The following is a 17762-nucleotide window of genomic DNA, read 5'->3' on the forward strand; positions in this document are numbered from 1 at the left end:
TGGGTCGCGCCTCAAATCGACCTCTCGGAGTCTCACTTTCGGGCTCGGTTGCTGTTGCTTTTCATCCAATTCGCTAGCTGCGACTCAATCTATTCATCCAGCAAGAACTCGGAGACCCAATCGCCTGTCTTTCTCACGGCAACTCTTGACTCAGGCGATTCCGGCAATGCCGCCATAAAGACGTGCGGCATCCCCTCATAAAGATCGAGTTTCACTGTCTGCCCGGCCTGATCCAATGCCTGATAGAGCCTTACAAAATTGCTGAGGAAAATCTCTTTGATGCCTCCTTGGATGAGAGTTGGCGGGAAGCCCTTTGTAAAGTCGCCGTAAACCGGAGAGACGTAAGGGTGCCGGTGGTCCGTTTCATCGGCATAAGCCAGAGCCGAAGGACCGAGGACGTCCTGGTACGTGAAGAACGGCTCGGCATCCTGGAGCGTCACATAGCTATCCCCAGTCTCAGAGATATCGGTCCAAGGCGACCAGAGAACCAATGCTGCGGGCATTTCCATGCCCTGATCACGCATCTTCAAGGTACTGCCGGCCGAGAGGCCACCGCCTGCAGAGTCACCGTAGAGCACGATATCTGAAGCCGCGAAGTCTTGCTCACCAAGAGCGGCGAAGACGGATAGGACCTCATCTGTGGTTTCTTGCCACTTGGCATGTGGCGCCAGAGTGTAGTCGACGGCCATGACAGTAAGACCCGTTTCATCTGCAAGTAGGATCGCCGAGGTAATCGCACCTCTGGCGGAGTTGAAGACATAGGCACCGCCATGTAGGTAAACTGCTATTTTGTCATCACGTGCCAGTTTGTCAGGCATGACTTCGACCACTGGGACGCCGCCAAGCGTGATATCCCGAAACGTACCGTTGAACGCCTCAACGAACGGTGCCGCTGCTTTGATCTTAGCAGTGCTGTCGGCGTCCTGCAGTGCTTGCCACGCTTGCACATCATCCGGGGAAGGAACCGCTGCGTCCCGCCCTTGGCCGAGTGCGGAAAGCACTGCGCTCCATTCAGACGAGATTGTCTCCGGCGCGTGCGCCCAAAGCGGTTCGGCACCTTGCGCTGGAGCTTGGGTTGCGATTTGTGCAACGGCGACGACACTTGCTATAAGCCAGATCGGACGGTTGCGATGCTTCATAGCGGATACACTCCTGAGCTGCCGTAGTTCTGTGCGATGATAACTGATTTTCTCAAGTTTAAATTGACTCAGGTCATCTTGCGCTTTGCCGGTCGTGCATTGAATTTCTCACTTGGGCTCTGGCCCACATTATAACCTATCCCTCCCGGAAACGCTGTCGCGCCATTTCGTCAACCAAATTTTGCCACAGTCCAAGCTTGATCTGAGTCATTGAAAGACCATAGCTATCACCGTAGCGTGTACGTTATGCTCTATGTACGTTTTTTCTCAAGCTTGGCGGCAGCAATACTGATGGTGGCGTGTTCGCCGCCTCCGGAACTCATCGGAATAGACAACCCCAAGACACCTGTTGCTTCCGTTGAATCAGCAGTGAAGCAAAAAGTTTTTCTTATGACAACGCGCCAACCAACAGAAACCGTTGGCGCACTCTACTCCGACCAGCGGGCTCCAGAACTGGGCTTGGCGTCTGTGCAGGTTTCAATACCACCAACGCACGTCGTGGGCGAGTTGGAGCGCCCTAAAAGGTTGCCGCCTGATCCAAGAACTGAGTTTGCCGTTGTCGAGCCGACAATCTACGCAAATGAGGAAGCCTTTATTGCTTCTGTGAACCGAGAGCTGCACAACATCCCTCCGGGTAAAAGGGATATTCTCTTCTTTGTTCATGGCTACAACAATACTACCAGCGACGCAGTGTTAAGGTTGGCGCAATTTGTTGAGGACAGCGGATTTCAGGGTGTGCCCGTACTATTTGATTGGGCGTCAGCCGCACGTCTTACACGCTACGTCTACGACTTGAACAGTGCCCTAATAGCAAGGCCAAGACTTCCGGAAATAAGTGAAATTGTAGCCCGAACAAATGCGGATGGAATCGACATCTTCGCGCACTCCATGGGCGCGTTCCTCACCATGGAAGCCATGAAGGATGCGGTCCAGACAGGTAGGTTCAATGCCACCGGAAAACTTCAAACCATCATCCTGGCCGCACCCGATATCGATATGGACTTATTCCGCTCCCAACTCGAGCAAATTGACACAAAATTCGACCGGTTTTTCGTTCTGTTATCTGGAGATGACAGCGCCTTGAGCGTTTCTCGAAAAATAGCTGGGGGAGTGCCACGAGTCGGTGCGTCCGATATCGACGAACTTGCCACGCTTGGGGTTATCGCCATTGATCTAACAAAGGTCAGTAACTCCAGTTCCGGCAGTCATTCAAAGTTTGCTGGCTCTCCCGAAGTAGTCAAGCTGATCGGAAATGGACTGAATGACAACAGTCGGTTTGATCGCAGCCAACGAGCGACACGACTTGACGAAGTCATTGGCGGTATCCCAATCACAATAGCATTTGAATGAATAACAATACTTCGGATCTGCGTCGACGTTGACCTTCATTTTTCACTGAACCGGCCGTTCGAACCAATCATCAGAAACAACCGATCCGTCCTGCAACTCGGACGCCTGGCACCCTAAACTCGCGGCAGTTCAACCGAACGTCGGTTTTTCTTGTTGCATCGCAGCCCAAAGCTTCAGCTAAATCATCGCTGCGACTGCGAGATTAAAGGACAGAGCACTTCCGGTTTGGGCTCGATCCGGACATTAACGTGCCGCCGATCGCGCCCCCGCTCGCACATGATCAGCAACACTTCTGGTAAGAGGCTTGGTTCAAAGACCCCCCCTTTTTCATGTCTGCTCCGCCGGGCACAGAGCCTGTGCATTAACAGAGATAGGATAGGCCCCTCTCCAGTCCCACCTTCTGTGGCGAAAGGAGCGAGATCATGACCCAAACCACTTTTGACATCAGAACCCACAACATGCCGGACGAGATGCGTGTCTTGCTCGACACCTATCCGCGCGACAGTTGGGATGCTCACCCCGGCTTCCACGAGAAGACCCGCCATTGGTTGGGGGCCCATCAGATGTTCCGCCGCTTGGCCGAGCTGCTGCGCACGGATGCCCAGACCTATCTGGGCAAGGACATGTCGGACGAAGATTACGCCGGGCGGCTGTCCTACTATGGAAACGCCCTCGTCGGGAACCTGCACGGTCATCACGGGTGGGAGGACCACAGCTATTTCCCTGAGCTGTCTGAAGCCGATCCGCGCTTTGATCAGGGGCTGGAGGTGTTGGAACAGGACCATGCCGATCTGGACAAGGTACTGGACAGCTACACCAAAACGGCAAATCGTGTGATCAAACTGATGCAGCTTGATCCCGGTCAGGTCCGCGACGAAGTGGGCGCCCTGCATCGCACCTCGGAAACAATCGAGGCGTTCCTGCAGCGTCACCTGAGCGATGAAGAGGAACTGGCAGTTCCAATCATCCTGCATCACCGGCTGAGAGGATAAGCCCATGGGCGATCGTTCTACCCAAGAAGACCAGACCGGTGCCACAACGCGCCGCGCACAAGGTGAATTTGTGCGCGGCGTCAGCGGGTTCCGCCATGCCATTGGCGATCCCGAGTTTCCAGTAGAACCCGGGCGCTATCATCTGTTTGTGGCGTTGAACTGCCCCTGGTGCCACCGCGTGACCCTAGCCCGCAATGTGCTGGGGCTACAGGACAGCATCACCCTGAACGTGGCCTTTCCCAATCGGACGGATGAGAATGACACAGACGGCCCCAACAACTGGCAGTTCGCGCCGGATATGGTGGCCACTCTCACAGGGGCTCCTCTATCGGAATGCACCCTTGAAACCGGCACCGGGCAAGGGTTTCGCCTGGTCAAACAGATCTATGAGGCCGAAGGGGCTTCCGAGCGCTCTGTCCCTATCCTCTACGACAAACTGCAAAAGCGCATCGTGAACAACGAAAGCGCCGAGATCATTCGGATGTTGGGGGAACATGCGCAGGCCCTTGGCGGCGACGGCGGCATTGACCTTTACCCGGTGGACGCGCGCGCCGAGGTCGACGCGTTGAACGAGCAAATCTATGTCACCATCAACAACGGGGCCTACAAAGCAGGGTTTTCTTCAGACCAGTCGGTCTATGCCAGCGCTTATGCCGCCTACTTCCATACCCTCGACGAATTGGAGCACCGCCTGAGCGATGACCGTCCCTACCTCACGGGCGACCGCTTTACCGAGGCTGACCTGCGCCTCTTCCCCACGCTCTATCGTCATGATCCGGTCTATTACCTGCGCATGAAACTGAACGGGGCCAAGATCCTGGACTATCCGCGTCTGTGGCAATGGCTGTGCCGGGTGTCGCGGACAGTTGCTCTCTGGAGCATTGCCGTCAGGGATACTTCGGGCGCAGTTGGAATGGTGTTGTCCCCTTGGGGCCAGACAAGCCACTGCCCTACCCCCAAGCCTATGACCATCCAGAGCTGGCGCGCGATCCATAGCGGTTGGATCAGCGGTGAAACCTGATATGCAGCGCGTGAAACCAGAGACACAACAGGCAAGCCGATGGATCAAAGCACATCACAAACCCCCAAGACCCTGGCCGCCATGGCCGTCGATGTGCTGACCACCGCAGATGGCCGCGCCAAAACCGCCAAATCTCGCGCCTATGCCGCACGGTGGAAGGCCGCGCGCGCAGCCGGTGAGGCCATCGAGATTGGTGAAGCCACGCCGCCCGAGCATCCAGCCCGTCCCGAGAAGCCCGATCTGCTCAGCCCCCGTGACGTGCCAAAGCGCAAACCCGGATCGCCTGCGGGCCGTATCGCTCTGCTGCATGCGGTGGCCCATATCGAGCTGAACGCGGTGGACCTGCACTGGGACATCATCGCGCGGTTTACCGATGTGCCGATGCCCATGGGGTTCTATGATGACTGGGTGCAGGCCGCGGATGAGGAATCGAACCATTTCAACATGATGTGCGCTTGCCTTGAGGCGATGGACAGCCATTATGGCGCGCTGCCCGCGCATGCAGGTATGTGGCGTGCAGCTATCGACACCGCCGGGGATCTGCTGGGACGGTTGGCGATTGTTCCCATGGTCCTCGAAGCGCGTGGTCTGGATGTGACCCCCGGCATGATCGACATCTTCAAGAAAGCAGGCGAGGCACAAGCCGTTGGATGCCTTGAAACGATCTATGCCGAAGAGGTGAGCCATGTGGCCTATGGCTCGAAATGGTTCAATTTCCTGTGCGGGCGCGACAACATCGACCCCAAGGAAGAGTTTCACAAACTGGTGCGTCATTACTTCAAAGGCGGGCTAAAGCCCCCTTTCAACGAAGAGAAGCGCGCAGCTGCGGGCCTGCCACCTGATTTCTACTGGCCCCTGGCGGATCAGTATCCGGCGCATGTTCGGTGATATGCCCCTGTGCGTGCTGACGGTTTTCTGATGCGGATCAGGGACAACCCCCTGAACGTCCGCATAAAAAACCGCGCCATCGGCAGAAATCCGCTCACGTTCGGCACGAAACCCCGTCAGTTTCGACCAACAGGTTAACAAACTTGCCCAAACGGCCCTGTCTGGTTATTCAATCGCCCCAAGGCTGACGGTCACTCACCGAAAACGCCGTCAGAGGGGTAAGACAAGGAAAGACGCGTGCGAACACGTCTGGCAATCAAGATACACGCGTTTCTGGAAAGTGTCTTTCCCGAACGCCGCCTGTTTCTCAAATCCGACACCGACACCAGGTTCATCCGGCTTAGGCCGGAAACACAGCTGATCGCCTATGCCGGCGTTACCGTAGTTGTGGCCTGGGCCATTGTGGCCACCGCGATCCTGCTGATGGACAGCATTGGGTCGGGCAACTTTCGCGAGCAGGCGAAACGCGATCAGATGACCTATCAGGACCGTCTCAACGCCCTTTCGGATGAACGCGACGCCCGCGCTGTAGAGGCCATCGCAGCCCAGGAGCGGTTCAATGCAGCCCTGGCACAGATCTCGGTCATGCAGTCTGAACTGCTTGAGTCCGAAACGCGCCGTCGCGAGCTGGAGACCGGCATCGACGTGATCCAAAGCACGCTGCGCAACACGATGAAAGACCGCGAAGCGGCCCGTGACGCGCTGGCACAGCTTGAGGCGCAGAACGAGGACGAGACAACGGTCCACCACGTGGCAGCCACTGCCCCTGTTCAGATGACCTTTATGGCAGATGCACTGGAACGCACGGCACAGCAGCGCGATCAGGTCATCACCGACGCTCAGGACGCTCTGGATCAGCGCGATGAGTTGGAATTGGAAATCCGCCTGATGCGGGAACAGAACGACCAGATCTTCCGTCAGTTGGAAGAGGCAATGACCATCTCGGTCGAGCCGCTGGACAAGATGTTCCGCAGTGCAGGCATGCCCACCGACCGCATCATCGAGCAGGTCCGGCGGGGTTACAGCGGTCAGGGCGGTCCGCTGACCCCTTTATCCCTGAGTACGCGCGGTGAAGAGCCCTCGGCTGACGAGGCCCGCGCGAACCAACTGCTACAGCAGATGGATCAGTTGAACCTCTATCGCATTGCGGCCGAAAAGGCGCCCTTTGCCAGCCCGGTGCGCACCGCCGTGCGCTATACCAGCGGCTTTGGCTTCCGCCGAGACCCCAAGACCGGCGGTCGGCGCATGCACAACGGCTCGGACTTTGCCGGCCCCCACGGCACCGACATCTTTGCCACCGCCGATGGCGTGGTGACACACGCCGGGTGGCAGTCGGGGTTCGGACGGATGATCAAAATCCAACATGCCTTTGGAATTGAGACACTTTATGCCCACAACACGCGGATTCGCGTGAAGAAGGGTCAAAGGGTCTCGCGCGGGGATCATATTGCTGATATGGGTAGCACCGGACGGTCGACTGGAACCCACCTGCATTATGAGGTACGCGTGAACGGGAGACCCGTAAACCCCATGATCTACATCAAGGCTGCACGAAATGTTTTCTAAGAGCAAAATCAACGAGCCGGGTGCCAAGGCCCCCGAAGCCGCCGCCAAGCCGGCGGCCCCGACGTCTGCGCCCACAGCGCCTGCCCAAAGCGATTTCAAAGCCAGTGCCCCCAAAGCCAAGCCGCCCGCATCGGTGCTCTCGTCGGACCTGCACATCACCGGCAACCTGAAGACAACCGGTGACATCCAGGTCGAAGGTACCGTCGAAGGCGATATCCGCGCTCATCTGCTGACCATCGGCGAAAGCGCAACAATCAAAGGCGAAGTGACCGCTGATGACGTGGTGATCAATGGCCGCATCGTGGGCCGCGTGCGTGGCCTCAAGGTGCGCCTGACCTCGACCGCGCGTGTCGAAGGCGACATCATCCACAAGACCATCGCGATCGAAAGCGGCGCCCACTTCGAAGGTTCCGTACAGCGTCAGGACGACCCGCTGAACCCCGGCCGCTCTGCCAAGCCCGCTGCCAACCCGGCAGCAGCGCCTGCAGCGGCCCCGGCTGAAGGCAAGTAATCTCGCGACAATTTCGCAGACGAAACAGAACGCGCCGATACGGGGACTCCGTGTCGGCGATTTTTGTGCCTGGCGTCCCAGATTCGCGGAAGTTGAACGTAACCCCTTCCCTCTTCGGCGGAATTCCGCACAATAGCGATCATGCAGCCCCTGCAAATCGCATGAGTTGCAGCATTCACATGTAGGGGATCATCATGAAACGCATTCTGCTTGGGGCAACATTGGCCGCACTCACCTTTGGTTCGGCGGCTGTAGCCGAAGATCTGGAGTTCTTTTTGATCAATGAGTCCAGCGCGGACCTGATCGGCTTCAACGTCAGCGCGGCCACCTCTGATGCTTGGGAAGGCAACCTGCTCGAAGGCGGCTACCTCGCTCCGGGCTATGAGATCGGCGTCGTGATTGCTGATGGTCTGAGCACCTGCGTCTATGACATCCGCGGCCAATTTTCGGACGGGGCCGAGTTCGAGGACTATGGCCTCGATCTGTGTGACCTGGGGTCCTACACCTTCACTGACGGCTAAGCCGTTCAGAAGCAGGCGTACCGCTCGAGATCAACAGTCTGGCCGGACAGCGGGCAAGAGGCCCGGTTCGGCCAGTCGTTCGACAGGGTGCAGCTTTGTCGCTCGCCCAATGGGTCAATGCGGAAGCGTCCGTTCTGACCGATCGTCATGCGAAACCGGAACGGCTCTGGCGCAGGGGCTGCAAAAGCCGGGATCTCGCTCAGCGGTAGATCGTGTTCACCACAGACGGTTTCAACGGCCTCGACACCAGTGGCCTTGTAGAGCTGAGCGCTGCGCTCATACTGCATCGCGTTTTCCACCCAATCGTTGGTTTCCGTAACTTGCATCGGCAACTCTCCGTCCGCGGACAGGGTCAGGGCCAGCAAGGCAATTTTCAGCATGTTCATTCGCCATCAAACAGGGGCAGGAGTGCGCCGTGCGCGTCCTTGATTGCTAGCTGACGAAAAGCTGGGTGTTTGGTGCCGCGGTTAGTGCATTCCGGGGTCGATGGCGAGGGCTACTTCAACATCCACTGACCATTGGGCCAGAACGCATGATAGGCAAAGGCAAACATGACGTCGTGGGGCAGATCACGCCCCTGCCCGTCTGTCACGCGAATGCTGCCCACGTCCTTGCCCCGCGCAATGCGACCCGTGTCCAGCGCCGAAGCCTGACCGGCAGTCCAGGACAGTACAACTCCGGCCTCGCGCAGTTCGGGGGTATCGCGCAACCTGGACACCGGCCAAGCACGATCGCCCACCCGCACCACCCGCGCCAGCGGTGGAATGCCATGGGGCGGCAGCTCGCCGTTGTACAGGAACGGTTTGCTCAGGCTGTCGTAGCCCTCGTAAGGGTTGCGGCCATAGGACCGGTTGTAGCTGGGTTGCGCCATGACAAGGCCTTGGGGATTGCGGGCCTTATACTCAGCCCAGCTTTCCATCCAGGTCGGCAGCGCCCTCAATTGGGTTCCATTCAGCTCTCCGACAATAGCGGTGCCAATGGCCTGCTGCCACCAGCTTTGGGTTTCGCGATCATACATCACCATGTCAGAGTTACGCAGCTTGCCCGAAACGCCAAAAGTCAGCACTTGTCCCCTGACCCGCCTGTCAAACGTGATCCCGGAATTGCACAGCGGGCAGAAGGTCACCGCCACCGGGACGCCGCCCACGCTGTCGTTCACGATCTCATGCCACATGAGGTAGCGGATCGGATAGGCGCGCGGCTCGGCCCCGTCGACTTCCACCGTGATCACCGGCTCGCGGCCCTTGATCCGGCGTTCATCGCCCACGCGCAGGAAGCTGGGGTCGCTCAAGGCCGGAATGCCATCCTTGGGCGGGCCGCCTGATAGGATCTCTCCCCAGTTCTTGACGCTGCTGCGGGAAAAGTCGGTATCCGGCCATTCGCTGCGCCAGAACTCGGGGCTGGCAAGAACGGTGGTGGCGATCAGAGAAAAGAGTAAGAAAAGCAGTCCGCGCATGGGTCACACCTGTTCAGTGATACGACGCGCAAAGTCTGCGGGCACAAGGCACTGCTGAACAGCCCCCAACACGCAGATTTGACCAAAGGTGCGGTGCCCCAATTGCTTGGGACACCGCCAAAAGCATCACTCGGTCACGGTGACCTTTTTCATTACGTCCGGCTGACCGACGACGGAGCCGTTTTGGCCTTTGCCGCGCTTGATCTGGTCGACAACGTCCATGCCGCCGGTGACCTTGCCCACTACGGTGTATTGACCGTTCAGGAAATGGCCTGGGTCGAACATGATGAAGAACTGAGAGTTGGCGCTGTTGGGGTTTTGCGCGCGCGCCATTCCCACGACACCACGATCAAACGGGATGTCCGAGAATTCGGCCGGCAGGTCCGGGCGGCTGGAGCCGCCGCGACCAGCAGCTGCCATGTTGCCCCCAAGCTTGCCGAACTCGACATCGCCCGTCTGCGCCATGAAACCGTCGATCACGCGGTGAAACACCACGCCGTCATACTGACCCTCAGCCGCCAGAGCTGCGATCTGTTCCACGTGCTTGGGTGCCACGTCTTCCAGCAGGTCGACAGTGATCGTGCCATTGGCGCCTTCGCCTTCGACCTCGATCTGCAAACCAGTGGCCAGCGCAGGGCTGGCCATCAGCGCAAAGGCAGCGGCCAGCTTACGCATCTGCGGCCACCTTGACACTGATCATGCGGTCGGGGCTTGCAGGCGGCTCGCCACGCACGATTGCGTCGACATGTTCCATGCCTTCGATGACGCGGCCGTAAACGGTGTATTGGCCGTTCAGAAAGTGGTTGTCCTTGAAGTTGATGAAGAACTGCGAGTTGGCGCTGTCGGGGTTCGCGGAACGCGCCGCGCCCAGGGTGCCACGGTCATGCGGCAGTTTCGAGAACTCGGCCGGAACGTTGGGCAGCGATGACCCACCGGTGCCCGCCATGCGAAGGTTGAACCCGTCTTCCATGTCGCCGTGCTGTACGTCGCCGGTTTGCGCCATGAAGCCGTCGATCACACGGTGAAAGGCCACGTTGTCATATTCGCCCGCGCGTGCCAGCTCTTTCATGCGTTCGGCATGTTTGGGTGCCACATCCGGCAGCAGCTCGATGACGACATTGCCGCCCTTCAGCTCGACGATGACGGTGTTTTCTGGATCCTTGATCTCGGCCATTGGGCCCTCCTGTAGCAAGTTGTTGGGCGAATACCTAAGCGCCCCCCGACCGAATGCCAAGTCGCGCATTGACCTGAGAGCGGATTCCGGGGAAAGAGCACGCAGATTTGTTGATTTTACGCGGAGCACATGATGGCCTGGAAAACACTCGACGACATGGATCTGAACGGCAAGCGCGTTTTGGTGCGCGTGGACATCAACGTGCCGATCGTGGATGGCGTCGTGACCGACTCGACCCGCATCCGCCGCATCGCCCCCACCGTGCGCGATATCCTGGCCGCCGGGGGCCGTCCGATCCTGCTGGCGCACTTTGGTCGTCCGGGTGGTGAACGCCGCGAGAACCTGTCGCTGAACCAACTGGTGCCAACGCTCGAGCGCGCGTTTGAAACCAAAGTGCTGTTTGCCGCCGATTGTGTGGGCACCGAGGCCGAGCTGGCCGCCGAATTGCTTCAGCCCGGCGAAGTTCTGCTGTTGGAAAATACCCGTTTTCACGCATTGGAAACCAAAAACGACCCCGACCTGGCTGCTGGCATGGCGCGCCTGGGTGATGTGTATTGCAACGACGCCTTTTCGGCAGCGCACCGCGCGCATTCCTCGACCGAGGCGCTTGCCCGCCTGTTGCCCGCTTGCGCCGGCCGACTGATGCAGGCCGAGCTTGAGGCTCTGGAAAGCGCGCTTGGTCAGCCCGAGCGCCCGGTGACAGCCGTTGTGGGCGGGGCCAAGGTCTCGACCAAGCTGGAACTGCTGAGCAACCTGATCGAAAAGGTGGATTACCTGGTGATCGGTGGCGGCATGGCCAACACTTTTCTGGTCGCCAAAGGCATGGGTGTCGGCAAATCGCTGGCCGAGCGCATCATGAAGGACACCGCCGCCGAGATCATCAAGAAAGCCGAAGGTCTGGGTTGCCAGATCATCCTGCCAACCGACATCGTCGTCGCCGAGACCTTTAAAAGCCACGCCCCGCATCAGGTGCTGCCCGCCGATCAATGCCCCGAAGAGGGCATGATCCTGGACGCGGGTCCCGACAGCGTTGCGCGCATCACCGAAATCTTCGGTCAGAGCAAGACCGTGATCTGGAACGGCCCCCTGGGCGCGTTCGAGTTGGAGCCCTTTGACGCGGCGACCAATGCAGCTGCCCTCAAGGCGGCCGCAATGACCCGCGCCGGGCAGCTGACATCGGTCGCGGGTGGTGGCGACACAGTGGCAGCCCTGAATGCCTCGGGTGCGGCCGGCGACTTCTCGTATATTTCAACCGCAGGCGGCGCTTTCCTGGAATGGATGGAAGGCAAGACTCTGCCAGGTGTTGCCGCTTTGGATCAAGCAGGCTGAGCCACACAACCTTAACGGCTGAAATCATTGTGAATTCCCTGCATTTTGGGGATTCACAAGGTGATTCGCCTGTGCCATACTGCACAACAGACGCCCGCAAAGGGTGCGAGCAGAATAAATCCAGAGGCAGGACAACGGCGTGCCCCGTTCCAACAGACCCAGTTTTGGTGCATTGATCTTTTTCGCAGTGGCGTTTGCCCTGGGCACCTATTTCACCTTTGCCGCCGTGCAGGGGGATTTCGGGCTGTTCCGTCGGGCCGAGATTGCAGCCGAGGCCGACGCCTTGTCGCGCGATCTGGATCGGCTGAATGCCGAGATTGATCAGATGAGCAACCTGACCCTGCGCCTGTCGGACAGCTATTTGGATCTTGATCTTCTCGACCAACAGGCTCGCTCGGTTCTGGGCCTGCTTCGGGCCGACGAGATCGTCATTCGCTAGAGCTTTCGCACATCTCCCAAGCAGATATCAGCGCGACTTTCCCCCGCGTCACAATTTCGCTCGCCTTGTCGTGGGAAATACTCTATTAGATAGTTTAACGCTAAACTATCTTGCCGGAAGGGGGAGATCGCCACGATGGCCGCGCGAAAAAGTACAAAGAAACCAAACGTTTCTGCTGAAGAGCTTTTGAATTATTACAAAGAGATGTTGCTGATCCGCCGATTCGAAGAAAAGGCCGGTCAACTTTATGGCATGGGCCTGATCGGTGGGTTCTGCCACCTCTACATCGGACAAGAAGCCGTTGTTGTCGGCCTTGAGGCTGCTGCCGAAGAAGGCGACAAACGCATCACATCTTACCGCGATCACGGCCACATGCTGGCCTGTGGCATGGACCCGGGCGGCGTCATGGCCGAGCTGACAGGCCGCGAAGGTGGACTGTCCAAAGGCAAGGGCGGCTCGATGCACATGTTCTCGAAAGAGAAGCATTTCTACGGTGGTCACGGTATCGTGGGCGCGCAGGTACCCCTGGGCGCCGGTTTGGCGTTCGCTGACAAGTACAAGGGCAATGGGCGCGTGACCTTCACCTATTTCGGTGATGGAGCCGCAAACCAGGGCCAGGTGTACGAGGCGTTCAACATGGCCGCCCTCTGGGATCTGCCGGTGGTCTTCGTGATTGAGAACAACCAATACGCCATGGGTACGGCGCAAGCGCGTTCGACCTCGACACCCGACATCTACACCCGTGGCGAGGCGTTCGGCATCCCCGGCGAGGCGGTCGACGGCATGAACGTGCTGGCAGTCAAGGAAGCTGGCGAAAAGGCGGTGGCGCACTGCCGCTCGGGCAAGGGCCCTTACATCCTGGAAATCAAGACCTACCGCTACCGCGGCCACTCGATGTCGGACCCGGCCAAATACCGGACCCGCGAAGAGGTGCAGCGCATGCGCGAAGAGCGTGATCCCATTGAACAGGTCCGCTCGATGCTGCTCACCGGTAAGCACGCCAGCGAAGATGACCTCAAGGCCATCGACAAGGAAATCAAGGACGTGGTGAACGCGGCCGCCGATTTCGCCAAGGAAAGCCCCGAGCCCGCTGTTGAAGAGCTCTGGACAGACATTTACGCCTGAGGGGAAAGATTGACATGGCAACCGAAATTCTCATGCCCGCCCTGTCGCCGACCATGGAGGAAGGCACGCTGGCCAAATGGCTGGTCAAAGAGGGCGATACCGTATCCTCGGGCGATATCATGGCCGAGATCGAAACCGACAAGGCCACGATGGAGTTCGAGGCTGTTGACGAAGGGACCATCGGCAAGATCCTGGTGGCCGAGGGCACCGAAGGGGTCAAGGTGAACACTCCCATCGCGGTGCTGCTCGAAGAAGGCGAAAGCGCCGATGCCATCGTCAGCGCGCCAACAGCCGCCGCCGCGGGCAACGAGGCGGCCCCCGCAGGAGGCTCCGAGGCGCCCGCCCCTGCCCCTGCCGCAGCGGCCCCCGCCGCTCCGCAGGTTGATCTGACACCGGATTGGCCTGAAGGCACCGAAATGAAGCAGCAAACGGTCCGCGAAGCCCTGCGCGACGCCATGGCCGAAGAAATGCGCCGCGACGAAGACGTCTACCTGATGGGAGAAGAAGTCGCCGAATACCAAGGCGCCTACAAAGTCTCACAAGGGATGCTGGACGAGTTCGGATCCAAGCGCGTCATCGACACACCGATCACCGAGCACGGCTTTGCCGGCATTGCCACGGGTTCGGCCATGGCCGGTCTGCGCCCGATCGTCGAATTCATGACATTCAACTTCGCCATGCAGGCGATCGACCACATTCTCAACTCGGCCGCCAAGACGCTTTATATGTCCGGTGGTCAGATGGGCGCGCCCATGGTTTTCCGCGGTCCCAACGGCGCCGCCGCCCGTGTTGGTGCGCAGCACAGCCAGGACTACGCCGCCTGGTACATGCAGATCCCCGGTTTGAAGGTGGTCATGCCCTATTCGGCCTCGGACGCCAAGGGCCTGATGAAAACCGCCATCCGCGACAACAACCCGGTGGTCTTCCTGGAAAACGAGATCCTCTATGGTCGCTCGTTTGACGTGCCGGTGATGGATGATTTCACCGTGCCGTTTGGCAAGGCCCGCATCTGGCGCGAAGGTACGGATGTTACCATCGTCTCCTTCGGCATCGGTATGCAATATGCTCTGGAAGCAGCCGACAAACTGGCCGAAGAGGGCATTTCAGCCGAGGTCATCGACTTGCGCACGCTGCGTCCGATGGACACCGGCTCGATCATCAAATCGGTGATGAAAACCAACCGCTTGGTGACAGTTGAAGAAGGCTGGCCGCAAGGCTCCGTTGGCAGCTACATCAGCTCGGTCGTGATGCAGGAAGCCTTCGATTACCTCGACGCGCCCGTCATCAACCTGACCGGCAAGGATGTCCCGATGCCCTACGCCGCCAACCTGGAAAAACTGGCGCTGGTGACCACGGACGAGGTGATCGCCGCGGTCAAGCAAGTGACCTACCGCTGATCGGATGGAGGTTCGGGGTCGTGATCCAGGAACCGAATGTTACCGTGTCACCCATGATGTGGATGGGCACACTGTGACAGCTCTGGTTCCTGAACGACTGGCCGCCGACCTTCGCCTTTTCGGCTCCAGGCCCTCACATCAGATGGCATACGTCTGGATGACCGAGAACAAAGACAAGATCGAAGCCGCAATCGCCAAACTGGCGCGCGGCAAGGGGGCTCCCCGGCCCCCATTTGACCAAATCACATTGATTGAGGAGCGCTGACATGCCCACCGAAATCCTGATGCCTGCCCTCTCCCCCACGATGGAGGAAGGCACCCTGGCCAAATGGCTCGTCAAGGAAGGCGACACCGTTGCCTCGGGCGACCTGCTGGCCGAGATTGAAACCGACAAGGCCACGATGGAGTTCGAAGCCGTCGACGAAGGCACCGTCGGCAAAATCCTGGTCGCCGAAGGCACCGAAGGCGTCAAGGTCAACACCCTTATCGCTATCCTGCTCGAAGACGGCGAAAGTTCTGACGACATCGGCGCCTCGCCAGCGGCTGCCCCCGCAGCCGCCGCGGGCAACGAGGCGGCCCCCACAGGGGGCTCCGAGGCGCCCGCCCCTGTGGCCAGTCCGGCCCCGGCCGCTCCGGTCAAAGCTGACGGTGGCCGCATCTTCGCCTCACCGCTTGCCCGCCGCATCGCAGGTCAAAAGGGCCTCGATCTGACACAGATCACCGGCTCCGGCCCGCATGGTCGCATCGTCAAGGCAGACGTCGAAGGCGCCACCGCAACGGCTCCCGCCCCGACGCCAGCCGCTGCTGCGCCTTCGGCCGCTCCAGCCGCAGCTCCTGCAACAGGCCCCTCGGCCGATATGGTCGCCCGGATGTACGAAGGTCGGGAGTACGAAGAAATCTCGCTCGACGGCATGCGCAAGACCATTGCAGCGCGCCTGTCCGAAGCCAAGCAGACCATCCCGCATTTCTACCTGCGCCGCGACATTCAGCTGGATGCACTGCTCAAATTCCGCAGCCAGCTCAACAAGCAGCTCGAAGGGCGCGGCGTCAAACTGAGCGTCAACGACTTCATCATCAAGGCCGTGGCCAACGCTTTGCAGCAGGTCCCCGAATGCAATGCCGTTTGGGCTGGTGACCGCGTGTTGCAACTGAAGCCCTCTGACGTGGCAGTTGCCGTTGCGATCGAAGGCGGCCTCTTTACCCCAGTCCTGCAAGATGCCGATACCAAATCCTTGTCAGCACTTTCGACCGAGATGAAAGACCTGGCAGGACGCGCCCGCGACCGCAAATTGGCGCCGCATGAATACCAAGGCGGCACATTTGCGATCTCGAACCTGGGCATGTTCGGCATCGACAATTTCGATGCCATCGTGAACCCGCCACACGCCGGTATCCTGGCCGTCGGCACCGGCGTCAAAAAGCCGGTTGTCGGCGCGGATGGCGAGCTGACCGTCGCAACAGTCATGTCGGTCACCATGTCAGTTGACCACCGCGTCATCGACGGCGCGCTTGGGGCAAACCTGCTCAAAGCCATCGTCGAAAACCTGGAAAACCCGATGATGATGCTGGCCTGAACTGCATTCGCGTCCCCGTCTCAAAGGCGGTCTGAATCCACAGGCCGCCTTTATTCGTGCCGGAACACACAGCGGCATCCAGGAAACGCCAAAAAGAACAAAAGCGGGGGTGCGCTCCCGCGCCCGAGCCGACCTGACTGCGTCAGCTCGACTATGGCCTTGGGCCGAGCGCCGTGCCTATGGCTCGGCGCGGGCGCTTGGGATCCATGTCGCGCATCGTCTTGAGCTGATAGGCTTCCATTGTCTTTGCCGCGCTGACCAGATGGACCTGATCGCCAGCGGCCGACCGCAGCGATGCATTACCCAACGGGGTGGCGGTTTTTCATCAGAAAAGACAACGACGCCGGGAGCATTCCCTTGACGGGTCATACCCAAATAGAACCTACCGGAAGTTTCAGCCAGCAACAGGTCCCAACATGTGGTCCATGCTCACGGACGGTTGTTCACAACCCGCTTCGCCCACGATCTTGGCTGGAATGCCCGCCACGGTCTTGCAGGGCGGCACTTCGGAAAGCACCACCGAACCGGCGGCAATGCGGCTGCAATGCCCCACGCGGATGTTACCCAGAACCTTGGCTCCGGCCCCGATCAACACGCCGTCCTCGATCTTGGGATGACGGTCTTCTTCTTCCTTGCCGGTCCCGCCAAGCGTCACCGAATGCAACATCGAGACATTGTCGCCCACCACCGCCGTTTCACCGATGACGATGGAATGGGCATGGTCGATCATGATCCCTCGCCCGATGCGTGCGCCCGGGTGAATGTCGATGCCGAAAATCTCGGAAATCCGCATCTGGAAGAAGTAGGCCAAATCTCGTTTGCCCTGGCTCCACAGCCAATGACCAACGCGATACCCCTGCATCGCCTGGTACCCTTTGAAGTACAGAATTGGCTGCAACAGACGATAGCAGGCCGGATCGCGTTCATAGACCGCCACCAGGTCCGCGCGCGCCGCTTCGACCAGATCAGGGTTCTCTTGATACGCTGTATCCGCAATTTCGCGCAGGACAACCATCGACATCTCGTTCGAGGCCAGCTTGGCCGCAATACGATACGACAGTGCCTTTTCCAGCGATTTGTGATGGAGGATACAAGCATGGACCAACCCGCCCATCAGGGGCTCGGAACGAACTGCTTCCTGAGCTTCGGTGGTAATCTGATCCCAAACCGGATCAACCGTCGAAATCTTAGCGCGTGTTTCTACCATGGCTCGATGTCCTAGAGTTGTGCGAGATACCTTATGTAACGCACAATACCATCCCCGCAAAGGGATGGGTCAT

18 protein-coding genes are annotated in these 17762 nt (G+C 59.2%); 12 read left to right on the forward strand and 6 right to left on the reverse strand.

Annotated features, from left to right (window positions below; all coding sequences use genetic code 11):
* Positions 1 to 89 precede the first annotated feature (89 nt).
* The gene (locus TRM7615_RS14670; RefSeq protein ID WP_108788822.1) at positions 90 to 1139 is read right to left on the reverse strand and encodes an alpha/beta hydrolase; all 1050 of its coding nucleotides are present in this window, start codon (positions 1137 to 1139) and stop codon (positions 90 to 92) included.
* 246 nt (positions 1140 to 1385) lie between these two features.
* On the opposite strand from TRM7615_RS14670, the gene TRM7615_RS14675 reads away from it, so the two are divergent.
* The 7 genes from TRM7615_RS14675 (at position 1386) to TRM7615_RS14705 (ending at position 7988) form a co-directional block, all read left to right on the forward strand.
* On the forward strand, positions 1386 to 2489 hold the full coding sequence (locus tag TRM7615_RS14675; RefSeq protein WP_108788824.1) for an alpha/beta hydrolase: 1104 nt from the start codon (positions 1386 to 1388) through the stop codon (positions 2487 to 2489).
* 422 nt (positions 2490 to 2911) lie between these two features.
* Positions 2912 to 3481 (forward strand): hemerythrin domain-containing protein, encoded by a 570-nt coding sequence (locus TRM7615_RS14680; RefSeq protein WP_108788826.1) that lies wholly within the window; start codon positions 2912 to 2914, stop codon positions 3479 to 3481.
* A 4-nt stretch (positions 3482 to 3485) separates the two neighbouring features.
* Positions 3486 to 4502, forward strand: coding sequence for a glutathione S-transferase C-terminal domain-containing protein (locus tag TRM7615_RS14685; protein WP_235824097.1), 1017 nt, complete (start codon positions 3486 to 3488; stop codon positions 4500 to 4502).
* Between the two features lie 39 nt (positions 4503 to 4541).
* Positions 4542 to 5390: a ferritin-like domain-containing protein gene (locus tag TRM7615_RS14690; RefSeq protein WP_108788828.1), complete on the forward strand. Its 849-nt coding sequence runs from the start codon at positions 4542 to 4544 to the stop codon at positions 5388 to 5390.
* 237 nt (positions 5391 to 5627) lie between these two features.
* Positions 5628 to 6956, forward strand: a complete 1329-nt coding sequence (locus TRM7615_RS14695) for a M23 family metallopeptidase (RefSeq protein ID WP_108788830.1) — start codon at positions 5628 to 5630, stop codon at positions 6954 to 6956.
* Entirely contained in the window at positions 6946 to 7467 is a 522-nt protein-coding gene (locus tag TRM7615_RS14700; protein ID WP_108788832.1) for a bactofilin family protein, read from the forward strand. Before TRM7615_RS14695 ends, TRM7615_RS14700 begins: the two co-directional genes overlap by 11 nt.
* Positions 7468 to 7661: 194 nt before the next feature.
* On the forward strand, positions 7662 to 7988 hold the full coding sequence (locus TRM7615_RS14705; RefSeq protein ID WP_108788834.1) for a hypothetical protein: 327 nt from the start codon (positions 7662 to 7664) through the stop codon (positions 7986 to 7988).
* Positions 7989 to 7993: 5 nt separating this feature from the next.
* Here TRM7615_RS14705 and TRM7615_RS14710 read toward each other — a convergent pair whose 3' ends face one another.
* From TRM7615_RS14710 to TRM7615_RS14725, 4 genes are all read right to left on the reverse strand, one after another.
* Entirely contained in the window at positions 7994 to 8368 is a 375-nt protein-coding gene (locus tag TRM7615_RS14710) for a hypothetical protein (RefSeq protein WP_108788836.1), read from the reverse strand.
* 116 nt (positions 8369 to 8484) lie between these two features.
* On the reverse strand, positions 8485 to 9444 hold the full coding sequence (locus tag TRM7615_RS14715) for a DUF3179 domain-containing protein (protein WP_108788838.1): 960 nt from the start codon (positions 9442 to 9444) through the stop codon (positions 8485 to 8487).
* A 126-nt stretch (positions 9445 to 9570) separates the two neighbouring features.
* Entirely contained in the window at positions 9571 to 10119 is a 549-nt protein-coding gene (locus TRM7615_RS14720) for a peptidylprolyl isomerase (protein ID WP_108788840.1), read from the reverse strand.
* Complete coding sequence (locus tag TRM7615_RS14725) at positions 10112 to 10618, reverse strand: peptidylprolyl isomerase (protein WP_108788842.1); 507 nt, start codon at positions 10616 to 10618, stop codon at positions 10112 to 10114. The genes TRM7615_RS14720 and TRM7615_RS14725 overlap by 8 nt, the downstream gene beginning before the upstream one ends.
* A gap of 132 nt (positions 10619 to 10750) precedes the next feature.
* Here TRM7615_RS14725 and TRM7615_RS14730 point away from each other — a divergent pair, with 132 nt between their 5' ends.
* The 5 genes from TRM7615_RS14730 (at position 10751) to TRM7615_RS14755 (ending at position 16482) form a co-directional block, all read left to right on the forward strand.
* A complete protein-coding gene (locus tag TRM7615_RS14730) occupies positions 10751 to 11947 on the forward strand; it encodes a phosphoglycerate kinase (protein ID WP_108789106.1) in 1197 nt (398 codons plus the stop codon).
* 139 nt (positions 11948 to 12086) lie between these two features.
* On the forward strand, positions 12087 to 12386 hold the full coding sequence (locus TRM7615_RS14735) for an FtsB family cell division protein (protein WP_108788844.1): 300 nt from the start codon (positions 12087 to 12089) through the stop codon (positions 12384 to 12386).
* 135 nt (positions 12387 to 12521) lie between these two features.
* Entirely contained in the window at positions 12522 to 13511 is a 990-nt protein-coding gene (gene pdhA / locus TRM7615_RS14740) for a pyruvate dehydrogenase (acetyl-transferring) E1 component subunit alpha (RefSeq protein WP_108788846.1), read from the forward strand.
* 14 nt (positions 13512 to 13525) lie between these two features.
* The gene (locus TRM7615_RS14745) at positions 13526 to 14908 is read left to right on the forward strand and encodes a pyruvate dehydrogenase complex E1 component subunit beta (protein WP_108788848.1); all 1383 of its coding nucleotides are present in this window, start codon (positions 13526 to 13528) and stop codon (positions 14906 to 14908) included.
* Between the two features lie 266 nt (positions 14909 to 15174).
* Complete coding sequence (locus TRM7615_RS14755) at positions 15175 to 16482, forward strand: pyruvate dehydrogenase complex dihydrolipoamide acetyltransferase (RefSeq protein ID WP_108788852.1); 1308 nt, start codon at positions 15175 to 15177, stop codon at positions 16480 to 16482.
* 394 nt (positions 16483 to 16876) lie between these two features.
* On the opposite strand, the gene cysE is transcribed toward TRM7615_RS14755, so the two are convergent.
* On the reverse strand, positions 16877 to 17689 hold the full coding sequence (gene cysE / locus TRM7615_RS14760; RefSeq protein ID WP_108788854.1) for a serine O-acetyltransferase: 813 nt from the start codon (positions 17687 to 17689) through the stop codon (positions 16877 to 16879).
* Positions 17690 to 17762 lie beyond the last annotated feature (73 nt).

It is taken from the genome of Falsiruegeria mediterranea M17 (genome assembly GCF_900302455.1).
Classification (GTDB): domain Bacteria; phylum Pseudomonadota; class Alphaproteobacteria; order Rhodobacterales; family Rhodobacteraceae; genus Falsiruegeria; species Falsiruegeria mediterranea.